This window comes from Dyella sp. RRB7 (assembly GCF_022761115.1).
In the GTDB taxonomy this organism is placed as follows: domain Bacteria; phylum Pseudomonadota; class Gammaproteobacteria; order Xanthomonadales; family Rhodanobacteraceae; genus Dyella.
The window spans coordinates 495524-512607 of the sequence record NZ_JAKWJS010000002.1 but is presented as its reverse complement, the minus strand read 5'-3'; the positions used below and the strand labels follow the sequence as shown (position 1 = coordinate 512607).

General features: G+C 64.4%; 13 protein-coding genes. 5 read left to right on the top strand and 8 right to left on the bottom strand.

The features are described from left to right. Nucleotides 1-28: 28 nt before the first annotated feature. Nucleotides 29-946 carry a cupin-like domain-containing protein gene (locus MJ606_RS08590; protein WP_243049109.1) on the bottom strand — a complete coding sequence of 306 codons (918 nt, stop codon included), beginning with the start codon at nucleotides 944-946 and terminating at the stop codon, nucleotides 29-31. Nucleotides 947-1237: 291 nt separating this feature from the next. Next, nucleotides 1238-1903: a hypothetical protein gene (locus MJ606_RS08585; RefSeq protein WP_243049108.1), complete on the bottom strand. Its 666-nt coding sequence runs from the start codon at nucleotides 1901-1903 to the stop codon at nucleotides 1238-1240. A gap of 263 nt (nucleotides 1904-2166) precedes the next feature. Between MJ606_RS08585 and MJ606_RS08580 the strand changes: the two genes are divergently transcribed. Beyond that, complete coding sequence (locus MJ606_RS08580; RefSeq protein ID WP_243049107.1) at nucleotides 2167-2844, top strand: J domain-containing protein; 678 nt, start codon at nucleotides 2167-2169, stop codon at nucleotides 2842-2844. Here MJ606_RS08580 and MJ606_RS08575 read toward each other — a convergent pair. The 5 genes from MJ606_RS08575 to tviB all read right to left on the bottom strand — a co-directional run bounded on the left by MJ606_RS08575 (nucleotide 2841) and on the right by tviB (nucleotide 9283). Next, the gene (locus MJ606_RS08575) at nucleotides 2841-4241 is read right to left on the bottom strand and encodes a TIGR03013 family XrtA/PEP-CTERM system glycosyltransferase (protein WP_243049106.1); all 1401 of its coding nucleotides are present in this window, start codon (nucleotides 4239-4241) and stop codon (nucleotides 2841-2843) included. The two genes, MJ606_RS08580 and MJ606_RS08575, sit on opposite strands and share 4 nt — an antisense overlap. Nucleotides 4242-4402: 161 nt before the next feature. Then, nucleotides 4403-5188, bottom strand: coding sequence for a 4'-phosphopantetheinyl transferase superfamily protein (locus MJ606_RS08570; protein WP_243049105.1), 786 nt, complete (start codon nucleotides 5186-5188; stop codon nucleotides 4403-4405). Nucleotides 5189-5207: 19 nt separating this feature from the next. Further along, on the bottom strand, nucleotides 5208-6881 hold the full coding sequence (locus tag MJ606_RS08565; protein WP_243049104.1) for a GMC oxidoreductase: 1674 nt from the start codon (nucleotides 6879-6881) through the stop codon (nucleotides 5208-5210). Between the two features lie 97 nt (nucleotides 6882-6978). After that, on the bottom strand, nucleotides 6979-7989 hold the full coding sequence (locus MJ606_RS08560) for an NAD-dependent epimerase (RefSeq protein WP_243049103.1): 1011 nt from the start codon (nucleotides 7987-7989) through the stop codon (nucleotides 6979-6981). A gap of 16 nt (nucleotides 7990-8005) precedes the next feature. Further along, a complete protein-coding gene (tviB, locus tag MJ606_RS08555; RefSeq protein ID WP_243049102.1) occupies nucleotides 8006-9283 on the bottom strand; it encodes a Vi polysaccharide biosynthesis UDP-N-acetylglucosamine C-6 dehydrogenase TviB in 1278 nt (425 codons plus the stop codon). A 485-nt stretch (nucleotides 9284-9768) separates the two neighbouring features. On the opposite strand from tviB, the gene MJ606_RS08550 reads away from it, so the two are divergent. From MJ606_RS08550 to MJ606_RS08540, 3 genes are all read left to right on the top strand, one after another. Then, nucleotides 9769-12063: a TonB-dependent siderophore receptor gene (locus tag MJ606_RS08550; protein ID WP_243049101.1), complete on the top strand. Its 2295-nt coding sequence runs from the start codon at nucleotides 9769-9771 to the stop codon at nucleotides 12061-12063. Between the two features lie 68 nt (nucleotides 12064-12131). After that, nucleotides 12132-12818, top strand: coding sequence for a Fe2+-dependent dioxygenase (locus MJ606_RS08545; protein WP_243049100.1), 687 nt, complete (start codon nucleotides 12132-12134; stop codon nucleotides 12816-12818). Further along, nucleotides 12815-13534 carry a tetratricopeptide repeat protein gene (locus MJ606_RS08540; protein ID WP_243049099.1) on the top strand — a complete coding sequence of 240 codons (720 nt, stop codon included), beginning with the start codon at nucleotides 12815-12817 and terminating at the stop codon, nucleotides 13532-13534. Before MJ606_RS08545 ends, MJ606_RS08540 begins: the two co-directional genes overlap by 4 nt. Nucleotides 13535-13585: 51 nt before the next feature. Here the strand turns inward: MJ606_RS08540 and MJ606_RS08535 are convergent, their stop codons facing one another. Beyond that, nucleotides 13586-14224, bottom strand: coding sequence for a DUF2076 family protein (locus tag MJ606_RS08535; protein ID WP_243049098.1), 639 nt, complete (start codon nucleotides 14222-14224; stop codon nucleotides 13586-13588). Nucleotides 14225-14620: 396 nt separating this feature from the next. On the opposite strand from MJ606_RS08535, the gene MJ606_RS08530 reads away from it, so the two are divergent. Next, a complete protein-coding gene (locus tag MJ606_RS08530) occupies nucleotides 14621-17053 on the top strand; it encodes a TonB-dependent receptor (protein WP_243049097.1) in 2433 nt (810 codons plus the stop codon). Nucleotides 17054-17084 lie beyond the last annotated feature (31 nt).

The following is a 17084-nucleotide window of genomic DNA, read 5'->3' as shown; positions in this document are numbered from 1 at the left end:
GCATCCACGAGCCGGGAAACTCGCGGCATCAATCGGCCACGGCATAGGTGCTGCGATGTGCCAGCGACGGGCAGGCGGGCGGGCGACTGCCCACTCCGCGCAGCGCGATCATGGTGGCGGCGCTTGCGTAGCTCAGGCGATCGAGCAACGGATGGCTGCCCACGGCGGGCGGTGTAATGCCCTTGCGGCGCAGCAGGTCGTGCACCACATGCTCCATGGCATTGCGGCGCGTGGCCTCCGTGCTGTAGGTGAGGCTGATGGTGATGGAAGGCTCGTCGCCGGTCTCGACCATGTGCGGGCTGGTGATCGGCATGTACACGCCCATGCCGGGCCCGACTTCGAACACATGGGCGCGCTCGCGGAACGCTTCGTTCCACTTCACCTGGTCCAGCTCATGGCGGGAGTGGAAGCACTCGCGCGCCTGTTTGCTGCATACCTCGGCATCGTCGGCGTCCCACACGTAGACTTTCTTGGTGCCGTGTACCTGCAGCAGGATGCCGTGGTTGCGGTCGATGTGGAACGGCGTGATGGTGTGCGGCGAGGCGATGAAGATCCATCCGGCGCGGTAATACATGCCCGGGTCCTTTCGCTCGATATGCGGCTTGATCGGATCGAGCGCGAGGTCGATCAGCGCCCGGTAGGTCGGGTCGGCCTGCACATGGCGCAGCAGCATCCATGCATTGGCATCGGTGATGCCCTGCACGGTGTCGGTGACCGAGCGGCGATTGGGATACAGCCGCGCGACGTCATCGAAATTCGCGTCCGCGCCGGCGTTGTTGTTGAAGGTGAAGAGATGGCTGCTGCCCTGGAAGCGTTTGCCCAGGGCGACCAGCTGATCGGGCTGCAACAAGGGATGGTCAGCCAGCGAATGACGCACAGCCTGGATGCGCTGTGGGTCGAAGGCTTCCCAGTCCATGTCGATCAAAGCGGCCGTGCCAGCATGCATGGCTTACACCCTCCCCCGCATGGTGCGGTACTGACCCGTCGAAAGAGACCCCTTAGTGTTCGATACGACCCGCTTGCGGCTCGTATCGCCGGGCAAGGCTTGCGGGCCGGTGTTGCTAGGATGCAAAGGATTGTCGGCCGTTCCTGCCGTTTTTTCCCTAGACCATCCCGGCTATTCCTGACCCTATCCCTTACTGCCTATGCCCGTTTTTCGTGGGTCATGAAGGGCGGGGCGCAGCATCATTCCTTGCGGCAAGCGCAACTCATCGAGTGACGAAAGGCGTTGCGGGGTTTACTTCGCCTGGAACGCGAACAGCCACAGAATGGCGCCCTGGATGGGCGCGCCTACCCAGCTCACGTCGTAGGTTCCCGCTTGCGTGACCTGCTTGAAGGCCACGGCGCATTGCACGCCGCTGTTCTCCGGCAGCAACAAATAGCTGTCGATGACAGTAAAGCCGTTGTTGGGGCGTGCGCTCATGTTCTTGACGCCGGCATCGCCCCACCACACCGCGATCAAGGTAGCCGGGCCGGTGGTGGTGACGCTGCCGCTGGTGAGCACCAGCCCGGGCGACGGATAGTTTTGCGCCATGTCCTTGAGCACGCCGGCATGGGTGACCTCGACAAAGGGCACGGTGATCTCGCCCTCGGGATAGCCCGACTTGTCGATGCGTACCGTGTGCTTCGCGCCTCCCTGGCCGGCGAGCGCGACATAGGCCGTCACATTGAAGGCGCCGTCATAGCCATGGAAGACCACGCTGTCGCCCACGCGCTTCCAGTGATTGGCATAGCTGTCCGTGGGCGCGACCGCATTCCTGACGTAGCCGCCGTTGAGCACGAGGAACGAGCTGCCGCTCGGCTGGGTGTCGATCGGCGTCGACAGGGCCGGGGTGACCCCCATGCCTTCGGAGTGGGTCAGCAGGGTATGGGCACCGAGGGCGGGGATGCTCTGTGACGACATGGCAGCGGCTCCGGGGGACGCGTCCGCGAATGCATGGTGGAGTGGTGCGATGCTCATGCCTGCCATCAGCCATGCCATGCACGCGCCCCGTCGGGGGCGGAAAGCGCAGCCTTCGCGACGGCTCAGCATGAGGTCACTCCCGCGCTCGGAAAGAGGGATATTGCGAAGCACACCGCACTATGCCAAGAATGAAGTGCGCCTGGCGCGGCGGCCCGAGGGCGTCGCGCGACAGGCTTCGTGGAAATGCCGAGTGGGGGTCCGGCTTGGCCAGCGAAACCGATTTTCTCGACATGTACCGGACGCTGGGCCTGCGTCCCGGCTGTGCGTTGCCGGATCTGAAGCAGGCCTATCGGCGTCATGTGGCCCGGTTTCATCCCGATCGCAAAGGCGGCGTCACCGCCGATCCGGCAGCGACGGCGCGCCTGCAGCGGCTTATCGCGCAGTACGACGCGGCCATGGTTTTTCAACGTGAGCATGGCCGTCTCCCCGGCGTGACGCCGCGCGTGCGTTTCAGTGTGCCCGAGGCGCGCGTTCCGCCCGCGCGGGTGCGCGTGGCAAGGCGTCCGGCATGGCGGCATCCGGCGCTGGCGCTGCTGCTGCCGGCCGTGGCGATGGCCGTGCTGGGTTGGGATATTGCCAGCCGTCCGCAGGCGCCCGCCGAATCATCCACACCGCCAGTGGTCGCCAGCGAACCGAATGCCGAGCTGGCATCGTCGGACCAGGCATCGCCGCTCACGCTGGGCATGTCGCCCAGCGAGGTGCGGGCCATCGAAGGCTTGCCGGTCAGCATCCACGGTGACCGCTGGGAATACGGGCCGTCATGGGTGCTGTTCGAGGATGGCCGCGTCATCGATTGGTACAACTCGCCGCTGCGCTCGCTTGGCGAGGTGCCACGCACGGCGGACACGCCGCCGAACCTGCCATCCACGTCCGGCAACTAGCGCGCGCCACGGCCAAAGAGCACCACTTCCACTGTCTGGATCAGGATCAGCAGATCCAGCAGCAGGTTATGGTTCTTTACGTAGAACAGATCGTACTTGAGCTTCTCCGCCGCCTCCTCGACGGTGGCGCCGTAGGGATAGCTCAGTTGCGCCCAACCGGCGAGGCCGGGCTTCAGGCAATGGCGCAGGCTGTAGTAGCGGATCTGCGAGGCCAGGTCGGCCACGAACTGCGGCCGTTCGGGGCGGGGCCCGACGATGCTCATGTCGCCCTTCAGTACGTTCCACAGTTGCGGCAATTCATCGATGCGCAGCTTGCGGCTGATGCGTCCCACGCGCGTGACGCGATCGTCGTTCTTGCTGGCCCAGCGGGCTATGCCGTCGCGTTCGGCATCGGTGCGCATGCTGCGGAATTTCAGCAGCAGGAAAGTGCAGCCGTGTGCGCCGACGCGTTCCTGCCGGTACAGGATCGGTTGGCCCGGGCCCGACTCCAGGCGTATCGCCAGCGCTTCCAGCAGCATCAGCGGCCAGCACAGCAGCAGCAGCAGCGTGGCAGCGGCCAGGTCGAAGCAGCGCTTGCTCAACTGGCGCAGCGGCGTGGCGTTGAAGCCGCCGGAGAACACCAGCCATGACGGATCGAGCACGGTCAGTTGCAGGCGGCCCGATTCGCGCTCGAAGAACGAGGTGAGGTCGGTAATGGTGACGCCCATCTGGCGGCATTCGAGCAACTCGTCCATGGGCAGGTGGCCACGGCGGTCATCGACGCCCACCACCACTTCGTCGATCTGCTCGCGCAGCACGATCGCGTGCAACGGCTGGTTCCGCAGTACCAGCTGCTCGGTGGGAACCGCGACGGTTTCATCGGCATGCGGCACATAGCCCATCACGCAAAAGCCGCGGCGATCGGTGCGGCGGCGCATCTGGTTGTGGATCTGCGCTGCGCGCACGCCGGCGCCGAGAATCAGCACGCGACGCTTGAGCGCTTCCACCTCCACCAGTTGCAGGAACAACATCCGGCATCCCAGCACCAGCGCGAAGCCGAGCGACAGCGCGATGGCCAGCACGCCGCGGCCCACATAGGCCTGCGGCACGACGTAGTAGCCCACCACCAGCAGCACGCCGCCCAGCACGAAAGCCACCGCTTGGCGTGCGAGCAGGCCAAAGCGGGTAGTGCGCATATGCGACTGGTACTGGCCCATGGCCACCATGCCGATGACGATGACGGTGGCGAACACCATCGAGCGTTCCGGCAGGTGCACGCTGAACTCGGCCAGCTCATCGGCATTGCTGAAATAGCGCAGGTAAGTGGCCAGGCATAACGACGCAGCAAGCAGCAGCAGCTCGCAAAACCCGAGCAGCATCAGCCAGCGTACCGATTGCCGACGTAGGAAACGAAGCATCCGATCCCCCTATCCCCCATGGTTGCGGCCATGTCCCTTTAGCAGGCCACGAGACTAGCGCCGGGGTGTCGAGAGTGTCGATGTAACTTACGTGGGAGCGCACATGTCATGAAGGCATACACCGGCCTGTTTCACGCCTGAAACAGTGCGTGCGTTGGCCATCATGCGATGGCGTTGGAGTTGCGTTCGCCGCAGCCGGACAGGTCAAGCCAGTGCAGCGAATGCCGCGTGATGGCGAGCGGTGTCGCAAGCGCACCCACCCATGGCGCTGGGAGATCGAGCTGATACACGCGGCAGGCCGGTGCGTCCGGCGCGGATGCCGGTGGCTCTATGCGGCGCTCGACATCCGCCACGATGGATGCCGGCGTTTCACGCAGGCCTATGCCGAATGCCTTGAGCAACGCTTCCTTGCGCGTCCACAGCGCCAGCAGTGCGGGTGTGCGTGCCGCGATGGGCAGGGTTTCGAGCGCCGCCGCTTCGACGGGGGCACAAAGCACATCGATGAGGTCGTGCAAAGCATTGCGCGGCGGAGATCGCTCGATATCCACGCCCACGGTGTTCGCCTTGGCGATGGCGATAGCCACATGGCTGTCGCTATGGCTCAGGCTGGTGGCATAGCCCGTATCCGGTAATTGTGGCTGTCCGCTCTCGCTGCTCACCAGGGGCACGTTCGCGGCATCCGTGGCCAAGGTCAGGCCGAGCGCGACACGCCAACATGCGTGGGCCAGCACATAGGTGTCGCGGTCACGCGCATGGCGGAAGCGACGGGCCCGCTCGCGTTCGCGCGAGTCGAGCAAGTTCTCGGCGTCGGCGCAGAGCGCTGCCCACGGTGCGCTGTCGAACAGCACCACGCGCGCTTCGCCTGCCTCCGCTGGCGCAAAGCCGCTGCGGGCCAACGCCAGCCTCGCCTGCTGAAGGAACGGTCGCGCCCCGGCTTGATGATTCATGACGGCTGCGCAAGGTGGCCTAGGGCACGCCCGACGAGGCACGGGTGATCAGCAAGCCGCGCAATTCATCGGCCAGCCGCAGGCTCAGCGCCACGATGGTGAACGTGGGAAAAGCCCAGCCTCCGGTGGGGAACACCGAACTGCCGGCGACATGCAGATTGTCGACGCCGTGCACCTTGCAATCGCGATCGACCACGCCCTGGCGTGGATCGTCGGACATGCGCGTCGTGCCCAGGTGGTGGGCGGTGCCATGCACTTGCGGCACCGCCGTGCTGTCCTCGGCCAGCCATGGCTCCAATTGGAAATGGGCATCGCTGGCGCGGGCGATTTCGCTGCCGAACAATTTGGCGGCGGCGCGGTAGGTATGCCGGTCCAGCGGCGTGAGTCGCCAGTCCACGCTGACCTTGCGTTGTCCGAGCGCATCGGTTTCCCGGCCCAGCACGACGCGGCTGTCGGGGTTGGGCGCCTGCTCGAAGTATCCGATCAGGTCGACGTGATTGCTCATCACCGCGGGGCGATCGGCCAGCTTGTGCACGAAGGCCCTGGCAATGTCGCCTATGCCCAAGCCAAGCCGCAGCGCCGTCAGGCCCAGGCTATCGGGCATGGCCACGGCCTCGGTGGCCGGAGCGTTGCGCAGCGCTTCGCTCAGGCGCGCCTCCAGTCGTGCGTTTTCGTCCTGCGCCGAGCGTCGCAGCGCCAGCCGCAACTCACGCAACGCACGGATGCCCTTGGGCAGCGGGCCTTCCACGCTGAACGGATGCACCCGGCCATTGAGCATGCGATGCCGGCGCTGGGCATGACGGGACAACCCGATCTCCGGAAACGAGGGCACCACACCTTTGATGCGACGGCGTTCATACGGACGGGTGATCCGATGGGGTGCATCGGTGGTAAGCGTGCCCAGCTTGCCGCTGGGGTGATCCATGAAGTAGCGACCCACCACGTCGTGCTGGTTGCCCAGGCCCTGTGGCAGGACCGAATCGGACAACAGCAGCAGGCGCGCGTTCTCGATGCCACCGCAGGCCAGCACGTAGTGCCGCGCCCGCACGGTGCCACGACGCCCGTCCAGCGAGCCGATGCGTGCTTCACGCACATGGGCTCCATCGGGCGAGGCAAGCAACTCCAGCAGGTTGGCATGCAACATCACGGTGATGTTGGGCGCGTTCTCCAGTTCATCGCGGTAGGCCTCGCCAAACAGGATCGGGCTATGCGCGAAGACCTGGTTGACCAGCATGTCGTCGTCAAAACGGAGTGGCGGACGCGGCGTAGGCGCGGCAAACGTGCCGTCGCCCAGTTCGAGTGGCTCGAGGCGACAGTAAGAGCGCGCCCGGGCGTAGTAGGGCTCCAGTTCGGCGTAGGTGATGGGCCAGCCGCTATGCGGCACCCAGTCGCGGGCGTCCATGTCCTGCCGGCTCAGCGGAATGCAGCCGCCGCCCCACAGGTTGCAGCTGCCACCGAACACGCGCACGCGCGAGGTGCCGGGGTCGAACGGGACTTCGCCCAGCGAACCACCTTCGTACAGCGCCTGGCTGTGTTGCTCGGCGGCGGTACCACCACCCTCAAGCAGGCAGACGCGGACCGCCGTGCCGATGAACGCATGGGCGATGGCAATGCCGGCGGCGCCGGCACCGATGACGCATAAGTCCGCTTCCACATCTCCGGGATGCGATCCGCTCAGATAGTCGACGATCACACCAACCCCCTAAAGGACTCACGCCAAGCAACATGGTTGTCGTTTCGCGGAGATGATCCATGGTGTTGCGGTCAGCCATTCCGGGCTGATGGCGGCATCACACGTGATAGTACTCCCGGTACCAGCGTACAAAGTTGGCGACCCCGGTTTCTACCGACACCTGCGGCCTATAGCCAACGGCCTGTATCAGGTCTGTTACATCGGCCTCGGTGTCGGGCACATCGCCCGCTTGCAGTGGAAGCATCTCCATGGTGGCCTTGCGACCCAGGCAGTGTTCGAGCACTTCGATGTAGTGCAGCAGCTCCACCGGTCGTTCGTTGCCGATATTGAACAGGCGATAGGGCGCCACGCCGCTGCTGGCAGGGTCCGGTGCGTTGCTGTCCCAATGCGTATCGATGCCGGGAGCCTGATCGAGGGTGCGGATCACGCCTTCGACGATGTCGTCCACATAGGTGAAGCTGCGCTTGTGCCGGCCATGGTTGAACACGCGGATCGGCTCGCCGGCAAGAATGGCGCGGGTGAACAGGAACAGCGCCATGTCGGGGCGCCCCCACGGGCCATAGACGGTAAAGAAGCGCAGGCCGGTGCAGGGAATGCCATAGAGGTGCGCATAGCTGTGCGCCATCTGCTCGTTGGCTTTCTTGGTCGCGGCGTACAGCGTGAGCGGATGTTCGGCCGACTTGTGCTCGGAGAACGGCATCGCGGTATTTGCGCCGTATACCGAGCTGGTCGAGGCGAACACCAGATGCTCCACGCCGTGCTGGCGACAGCCTTCGAGCACATGCAGGAAGCCGATGACATTGCTGCTGGCATACACGTGCGGATTCTCCGCCGCATAGCGCACGCCAGCCTGCGCCGCCAGGTGCACCACGCGCTGCGGACGCTGCCCGGCGAACGTGCGCTCCATCGCGGCGCGGTCCGCCAGGTCGGCATGCACGTGCGTGTAGCGGGGATGATCCTTGAAGCGTGCGAGGCGCGCCTTCTTCAGCGCGACGTCGTAATAGTCGTTGAGGTTGTCGAAGCCGACCACGTCGTCGCCGCGCGCGAGCAGCCGTTCGGCCACGTAGGAACCAATGAATCCGGCGGTGCCGGTAACCAACACTTTCATGATGCCATTCCCAAGGCTAGAGGCGGCCGTCCACATCGGCGCGCGGCAACACATACTTCACGTCGTACACCACCGACTCCGGCTTGCAGAAGGCGCGGATGCCCGCAGCGCCAAGCGCGACGAACTGGCGATGTCCCACCGCGATGATCACGGCGTCGTAATTGCCAGCCTGCGGATCGGCCAGGGGCGTGAGCGCGTATTCGTGCTCGGCTTCGGCCGGGTTGATCCACGGGTCGTGCACGTCCACCTGGGCGTTGTAACCGCGCAGGGCCTGCACGATGTCCACCACGCGCGTGTTGCGCAGGTCCGGGCAGTTCTCCTTGAAGGCCAGGCCCAGCACCAGCACGCGTGCGCGCACCGGATTGATGCCCTTGCGCACCATCAGGCGGATCACTTCGCTGGCGACGTACGGCCCCATGCTGTCGTTGGTGCGACGCCCGGCCAGGATCACGTCGGGGTGATGGCCCACTTCCTGCGCCTTGTGCGTGAGGTAGTACGGATCCACGCTGATGCAGTGGCCACCCACCAGGCCCGGCCGGAACGGCAGGAAATTCCACTTGGTACCCGCCGCCTGCAGCACCTCCAGCGTATCGATGCCCAGCTTGTTGAACAGGATGGAAAGGTCGTTGACCAGGGCGATGTTGAGATCGCGCTGGGTGTTCTCGATGACCTTGGCCGCCTCGGCCACCTTCAGCGAGCTGGCCTTGTGCGTGCCGGCCGTGATGATGGAGCCGTACAGGCGATCCACGAAATCGGCCGTCTCGGGCGTGGAGCCGGAGGTGACCTTGAGAATGCTGGTGACGCGGTGCTGCTTGTCGCCCGGGTTGATGCGCTCGGGACTGTAGCCGGCAAAGAAATCCTGGTTGAACACCAGGCCCGAGCCCTTGGCCAGGATCGGCACGCACACTTCCTCGGTGCAGCCGGGATAGACGGTGGATTCATACACCACCACGTCGCCGCGCTTGAGCACCTTGGCCAGCGTTTCGCTGGCGCGGATCAGCGGCGTGAGGTCGGGACGCTTGGCCGAGTCGATCGGCGTGGGCACGGTCACGATATAGACGTTGCGGTCGGCAAGGTCGGCCAGCTCGGCGCTGAAGCGCAGATGCTGCGATGCAGCCAGTTCCTCGGCGTTGACCTCCAGCGTGCTGTCGCGACCGCCGCGCAGCTCTTCGATGCGGCCCTGGTTGATGTCGAAACCGACCGTGTCGTAACGCTTGCCAAATTCCACCGCCAACGGAAGGCCGACGTAGCCGAGTCCGATGATGGCGAGCTTGGTGTTTTCCAGATTCTGCATGCCGGGCTTCCGCTGTCTGGTTGTATAGGGACACGGGTTGGGCCAGCAGGTTATCCGATGGATGACCTGGCTGGCTCTGCACGGCGCGGTGCCCCTGTTGTTTCGCCGGCGACAGGCCTGGCGAGGACGCCAGCGCGACGTGCGCTGGCGGCGCAAGGCTAGCAGGGTCCGCCGTCTTTTCCGCTAGGCCAGAGGATGCTTGCCGGATGGTGGATGCGGCAGGTGTGACGTCCATACCTCTGGCGCCTCGCACACACCTGCGATCACCCATCGCAGCGTGGGCTGTGGCGGATGAGGGGAGGTGTGACAATGCGCCATCCGCAAGATATTGCGAATCATTCTCAATCCAGTTATCGTGCATCCGGTGCCGCTGGCTGGAGACCGACGTCTCGCCTGGCGCGCCCGCTTTCCTAACCCCGTAAACCCGCGGCATAGCGGCTCCCCTGACCGGAGAGGCCGGCGTTCGCCCGCGCGAAGGATCGATCATGACCTCCAAAGCGTTTGTGTCTTCTGCGGCCAACCCGCCCATCCGGCTGGCCGTCAGTGCATTGGGCCTGGCCCTCGCGTCCACCTCGGCCATGGCCGGTGGCGATGCGGTCAGCGACGTGACCGCCGATCCCCAGGAGGCGCAGAACCTCGATGGCGTGAAGGTTCGCTCCACCGTCGTCAACACCACCTCGCCCAAGTTCACCGCGCCGCTGCTCGACACGCCGCGCTCGGTGACGGTGATTCCCCAGCAGATCATCCAGCAGACCGCGGCGACCTCGTTGCTCGACGTGCTGCGCCAGGTGCCGGGCATTACGTTCGGTGCGGGCGAGGGCGGCAATCCCAATGGCGACCGTCCGATCATCCGTGGCTTCGATTCGGAAAGTTCGGTATTCATCGATGGCGTGCGCAGCTCCGGCTCGCAGTCGCGCGAAATCTTCGACATCGACCAGGTCGAGGTGTTGAAGGGCCCCAGCTCGGCCTATACCGGTCGCGGTGGCGTGGGCGGCAGCATCAACCTGTTGACCAAGGCGCCCAAGGCCGAGAATGCCGTCAACGGCACCGCGGGCGTGGGCACCGACAACTACTATCGCGGCACTGTCGACTGGAACCAGCTGGTGGGCGCCGACTCGGCGTTTCGCCTCAACGTGATGGGGCACGGCAATGACGTGGCCGGGCGCAACGGCCCGGACATGTCGCGCTGGGGCATCGCGCCATCCATCACCTTCGGCCTGCATTCGGCCACCAATGTCACGCTGAGCTACTACCACCTGCAGAGCGACGACACGCCCGACAGCGGCATTCCGTACAACAACCCGTTTGCCGCCACCAGCCCGTACGCCAGGCTCAATGGCGACGGTCGTCCCTATTCGGTGCCGCGCGGCACCTACTATGGCTGGCTTGATCGCGACTACCAGAAGCAGAGCAACGATATCGGCACGATCCTGGTCAAGCACGATTTCGGCGATGGCTGGCTGCTGCGCAACACCACCGTGTACGCGCGCTCCACCAACGACTACATCTGGACCCAACCCGACGACAGCCAGGGCAATTTCCTGGTCAACGGTGGCGTGTGGCGTCGCAATAACAACCGTGACAGCAACACCACGAATATCACCAACCAGACCGACCTCACCGGCGAGTTCGACACCGGCGCGCTGAAGCACAGCATCGCCGCCGGCCTGGAGATCAGCAGCGAGAAGACCCAGCGCACCAGCTATCTGGTCGATCCGGCCAAGAATGCCGCCGATACCCACAACACCGGCTCGATCACCAACGGCGCGTGCAGCAGCAAGTACGGCATCGGTGCGCCATCGGGCTACTGGTGCACCGACGCGCGGCATCCGACGCCGCATGATCCTTTCCTGGGCGCCATCATCGGCGGGCAGAATCCCACCCGCATCGTGACCGACACACGTTCGGCCTGGGCCTTCGATACGGTCACCTTCAACCCGCAGTGGTCGGTGAATGGCGGCGTGCGCTTCGACAGCTTCAACACGAAGTCCACCGCCACCACCACGACCACCGGTGCGGTGAGTCGCGTCAGCAACGATTCCACTTTCTGGAACTACCAGCTGGGCGTGGTCTACAAGCCCGCGCAGAACGGCAGCGTGTATCTGTCCTGGGGCACATCGTCCAACCCGCCGGGCGTGGATGCGGGCGATGGCGCCGATGGCATCGCCGTGACCAACGCCGACCTCAAGCCGGAAAGCAGCCGCAATCTGGAGCTGGGTACCAAGTGGGATGTACTGGAGCAGCGCCTATCGCTGACCGCCGCGGTGTTCCGTAGCGAAAAGACCAATGCTCGCGTAGCCACCGGCGGACGCGGCAGTCCGCAGATCAATGCCGGCAAGCAGCGCGTGGATGGCGTGGAGCTGGGCTTCAACGGACAGATCAACGAGCGCTGGAGCGTGTTCGGCGGCTATACCTACCTCGACAGCGAACTGGTGAAGACTGGCCCCGCCGATGCGGCAAGCAAGGGCAACGAGTTTCCCAATACGCCCAGGAACAGCTTCACGCTATGGACCAGCGTGGCCATTACGTCGCGCTGGACCGTGGGTGGTGGCGCCTACTACCAGGACAAGGTGTACGGCAATACCGCGAACACGAAGTGGGTGCCGTCCTACACGCGCTTCGACGCGATGGCGTCCTACGAGGTCAACAAGCACCTGACGTTGCAGCTGAACGTGCAGAACCTCACCAACAAGTACTACTTCGACAAGGCCTATGCCGCGCACTACGCTTCGGTGGCTCCGGGACGGGCTGGCATCCTGACCGCCAACTTCCATTTCTGACAGGTACGACGTCCTATCGGTGACGCCTCCGGGTGGAGGCGCCGCCGCGTTGATGATGAGGAAACACCATGCTGCTCCATGTGCCCGAGGTTCTTTCTGCCGCCGAGCTGGCGCACAGCCGCCAGCGCCTGCAGGACGCCCCCTGGGCCGATGGCCGGATAACCGCGGGGCATCAGTCGGCGCAGGCCAAGCACAACCTGCAGCTGCCGGAAGACTCGGCGCAGGCGAAGGAGTTGGGCGCACTGGTGCTCGATGCGCTGGCACGCAACACCACGTTCTTTGCCGGCGCCTTGCCGCGCCATATTTTCCCGCCGCTGTTCAATTGCTATCGCGGCGGCGGTTCGTTCGGTTTCCATGTCGACAATGCCATCCGCTATGACCGGCGCTCCGTGCCGGCCGTACCTGTCCGTACGGATCTTTCGGCCACGCTGTTTCTCAACGAGCCCGACGAATACGACGGCGGCGATCTTGTCATCGAGGATACCTACGGCACGCACGCGGTGAAGCTCGCCGCCGGCGACATGATCCTGTATCCGGCCAGCAGCCTGCATCGCGTGGAGCCGGTGACCCGCGGCGAACGATTGGCATCGTTCTTCTGGATCCAGAGCCTGGTGCGTGACGAGCAACAGCGGCGTATGCTGCTGGAACTCGACGTTTCCATCCAGGGCCTGACCCAGGCCGATGCTCCCCATGCCGACGTGTTGCGATTGACCGGTATCTATCACAACCTGCTGCGTGCGTGGTCCGAGACATGAGTGCCACGCCGGCCGCGACGCCCGATGAGTTTTCCGTGCTGCTGAGGGCGACGCCAGCGAAGGCGCACGCGTTGCTGCTGACCCAGGCGCTGGCCGGTGATGGCGCGTCGCAGCTGGCCGTGGCGCAAACCTACCTGGAAGGCATTGGCTGCCCGCGTGATCCGGCAGAGGCGCTGTACTGGTTCCAGCTTGCCGCGCACCAGGGCGAGCCGATGGCGATGAACATGCTTGGCCGCTGCTATGAAAATGGCTGGGGCATGACGGCCAACTACGAGCTGGCCGCGGTGTGGTATCGCGAGGCGGCCGAGCACGGTTCGGACTGGGGCATGTACAACTATGCCCACGTGCTGGCCAACGGGCGCGGGCTCGCACAGAACCGCGCCCTGGCATTCCACTGGTTTGGCCGGGCTGCCGAGGCGGGGCATGGCCGAGCCATGCATTTCCTGGGGCAGTATTACGAACACGGCTGGGAAACCGCGCCGGATGCCGGGAAGGCACGCGAGCTTTATCGCCGCTCGGCAGAGAAGGGCGATTATCGCGGCAAATGCAGTTGGGCTTCGGTGCTCACCGAGCAAGGTCGCATCGAGGAAGCGTGTGCGCTGCTGCGCTCCGCGATCAATGTCGCGCCCGCATATTTTGTGGAAGCCCTGCGCAGCGATCTGGCAAGGTCGCGGCATCCCGAGCTGCGCATGCTGGCGGCCGCCAGTTCTGTATAGGTGCGGCCCAGCGGCTTGGCCCGCGCACGCGACGCGTGCGCGGGCCGTGCATCACGACCAGCTGCTGTCGTCAAAGCCGCCATCATTGCTGTCATCGAAATCCGATGAGGCAAAGTCCTGGTCGCTGATGCCCCGCGAACGATCACTGTCGTCGTAGTAATTGTTCTCGGTGACGTTCTCGATCACCGACGGCTGGCCGCCGCCGAAGAAGCCGCCACCGTGATGGCCGCCGAGCAGGTTTTCGATGCCATCGAACAGGAACATGCCACCGGCCACGCCGGCCGCCGTGGTGGCCGCCTGTGAAAGGAAGCTCGGCGCGCTCGGCTGTGGCGTCGGTGCGCCGCCAAACAGGCGTTCACGCCAACCCGGCGCCGCGGCCTGTGCTGGCTGCGCCTGTGGCGGGAACGGCGGCGGTGCCGCACCCCAGGCTGGCTGCTGCTGCCCACCCAGGAAACTGCCGCCACCTTGCTGCGAGGCGAGCTGTGCCTGCAGCTGCGCGATCTGCGCCTTGGCGCCTTCCAGCGCCTGCTGCTGCAACAGGCTGCGCTGCACCAGCAGATACAACGCATCCGGCTGACCGGCCAGGCGCTGGCGGATCAATGCATCGGCCTGCGGATCTTTCGCCACGCTGCCTGCGGCAGCCAGGCGCTGGAGGAAATCATCGAGTAGCTGTTGTTCCTGCGGTGTCATGACGAACGCATCTCCGTGGACTTCCCATGAGCGAACACTTGTGTCGGGCAACATACCGGACCGTGAGCGCTGGAAATGTGCCCGATGCGCGCGACATCAAGGGCCATGTGCCATTCGTTTGCCTGGCAGTCATGCTTTTCGCAGGGTCTTGCGCCGAAGGCGGAGGTGATGCGTCCTCGTCCCGTTGCCGCCTCTCCGCCGATGACCTCTGACTTACGCCAATTTGACATTCATGCAACCGATTTGTTTCAAATGGTTGACGCACTGCAGCATGTGTCATAGCCTGAATTTCGTCGCATTTATGGATAGATGTTGTTGCGACGCACGACAGACATGGAAGGCGCAATCGTTTTGGGGAAAACGTCCTTGCTTTAATTGTCTGATTGGGGAGAAACAATGAAAGATCGACTCTTGCGACGGCCGCTCGCGGTCGCATTGCTGCCTTTGTGCGGCCTGAATCTGGCCCTTGCCACCACCATCGCCTGGGCAGATGACACCACCGACTCATCCACGCCCAACACCGCCAAGCAGCTCCAGCAAGTCGTCGTCACCGGTACCCGCGCCACGGACCGCACCGCCGCCGAATCGCTTTCTCCGATCGATGTGCTGACACCCGCCGATCTCACTTCAAGCGGCAGTACCGATCTGGCCAGTGCACTCAACACGCTGCTTCCCTCGCTCGACTTTCCGCGCCCTGCCATCAACGACGGCAACGACGCGATCAGGCCCGCCACGCTGCGTGGGCTATCGCCCGATCAGGTGCTGGTGCTGGTGGACGGCAAGCGCTACCACACCACCGCCCTGGTCAACTACAACTCGTCGGTGGGGCGTGGCTCGGCCCCAGTGGATCTCAACTCGATTCCCATCTCGGCCATCGACCACATCGAGGTCCTGCGTGATGGTGCCGCCGCGCAATACGGCTCCGATGCCATCGCCGGCGTCATCAACATCGTGCTCAAGCATGGCGCTGCGGCCGGGAGCAACAGCATCACCGCCAACGGCGGCATCATGGACAAGGGGGATGGCGCACAGAACGGCGTGCAGGGGTCGATGGGCATTCCGCTGGGCGGGCCGGAAGGGAGCGCGCCGGGCTGGGCGCGAATAGCGTGGAACTACCAGGATGCGATGAATACCAATCGCGCCGAAAACACCGATAAATCCACGACGCTTGCCGGCGCGCCCAATCCAACCGGCATTCCCTACGAGCGCTATGGCGACCCGGCCGTCAAGACCTATCAGGTGCTGCTCAACTTCGGCTACGACTTCACACCGGGCATTGAACTCTATGGCTATATCAACGGCAGCAAGCGCGATGTGACCTCCAACGGCTACTACCGCCCGTTCGATTCCACCCGCAACGTGCCGGAGATCTATCCCAACGGCTTCCTGCCGCAGATCGTCAACCATAGCAACGACGTCGCCGCCGTACTTGGCGTCAGGGGCAAGACGGACGGCGGCTGGCACTGGGATTTCTCGCTCGATTACGGCGAGAACAACCTCAACTTCGATATCCAGAACAGCGTCAATGTCAACGAGTATTACACGCTGGGCTACTCGCCCACGTACTTCAATGCAGGCACGTTCCGCAACAAGCAAGGCGTCGCCAACCTGGACTTGAGCAAGGAATACAGCTGGGGTTTCCTGCCCAACCCGGTGACGGTGGCCTTCGGCGGCGAATACCGCAAGGAAACCTACGTGATCGATGCGGGCGATCCGGATTCGTACTTCTTCGATCCCGATACGCTCATACCCGGCACCACCACGCCGTATGCCGGCGGCTCGCAGGTGTACCCGGGCCTTACGCCGAGCGTGGCGGGCAGCTTCAGCCGTCACAGCGAGGCTGCCTACGTGGATCTGGAGACCGATCTCACCAGCAAGCTGTCCACCGGCGTGGCGGCACGTTACGAGGACTACAGCGATGCCGGTTCCACGACATCGGGCAAGGTATCGGCCCGCTATCAGTTCACCGACACCTTCGCGTTGCGCGGTACCGTGTCCAACGGCTTCCGCGCGCCGTCGCTGGCGCAGCAGAACTACGAGTCGGTGGTGACGCTGATCCAGGACGGGCAGCTGGCCCAGATTGGCACGTTCCGAACTTCCAATCCGGCGGCCATCGCGCTGGGCGCCAAGCCATTAACGCCGGAGAAGTCCACCAACTACAGCCTCGGCGCGGTATGGCAGCCGACGAACGACCTTAGCGCAACGCTGGACCTTTACCAGATCCGCATCGGCAACGAGATCCTCTATTCCGACCAGATCGCCGTTACGCCCACGCCCACCAATGAGGTCACCGGCGCGCAGTTCTTCGTCAATGGCGCCACCACGCGCACCCGCGGCGTGGACCTGATCACCAACTATCGGGTGGATTTCGACGAGTTTGGCAAGCTCAACCTGAGCCTGAGCGGCAACTACAACGAGACGACGATTCTCAGCGTGTCGACGCCCGCGTTCGGCCGCGCCAGCCAGGGCCTGCTTACCGATGCCACGCCGCGCACGAAATATGTGCTCGGTGGCGACTGGTTGATCCAGAACTTCGACCTGCACGCCAACCTGACGCGCTACGGCTCGGTGACGCGCCTGGGCGATCTCAGCGACGGCAGCGAGGACCAGACCTTCTCGGCACGCTGGCTGCTGGATCTTGCGGCGAGCTACAACCTGCAGGCATGGACCTTCACCCTGGGCGTGGACAATCTCACCAACCAGTACCCGACCAAGGCGTCGCTCGACAACGTCTATGAAGATCGTGCGGATGGCCTGCAATACTCCGCGTTGTCCCCGTTCGGCTTCAACGGCCGCTACTGGTACGGCAGGGTGACTTACCACTTCTGATCGACTGCAGGCGAGGGCTGTCGTTCCGGTG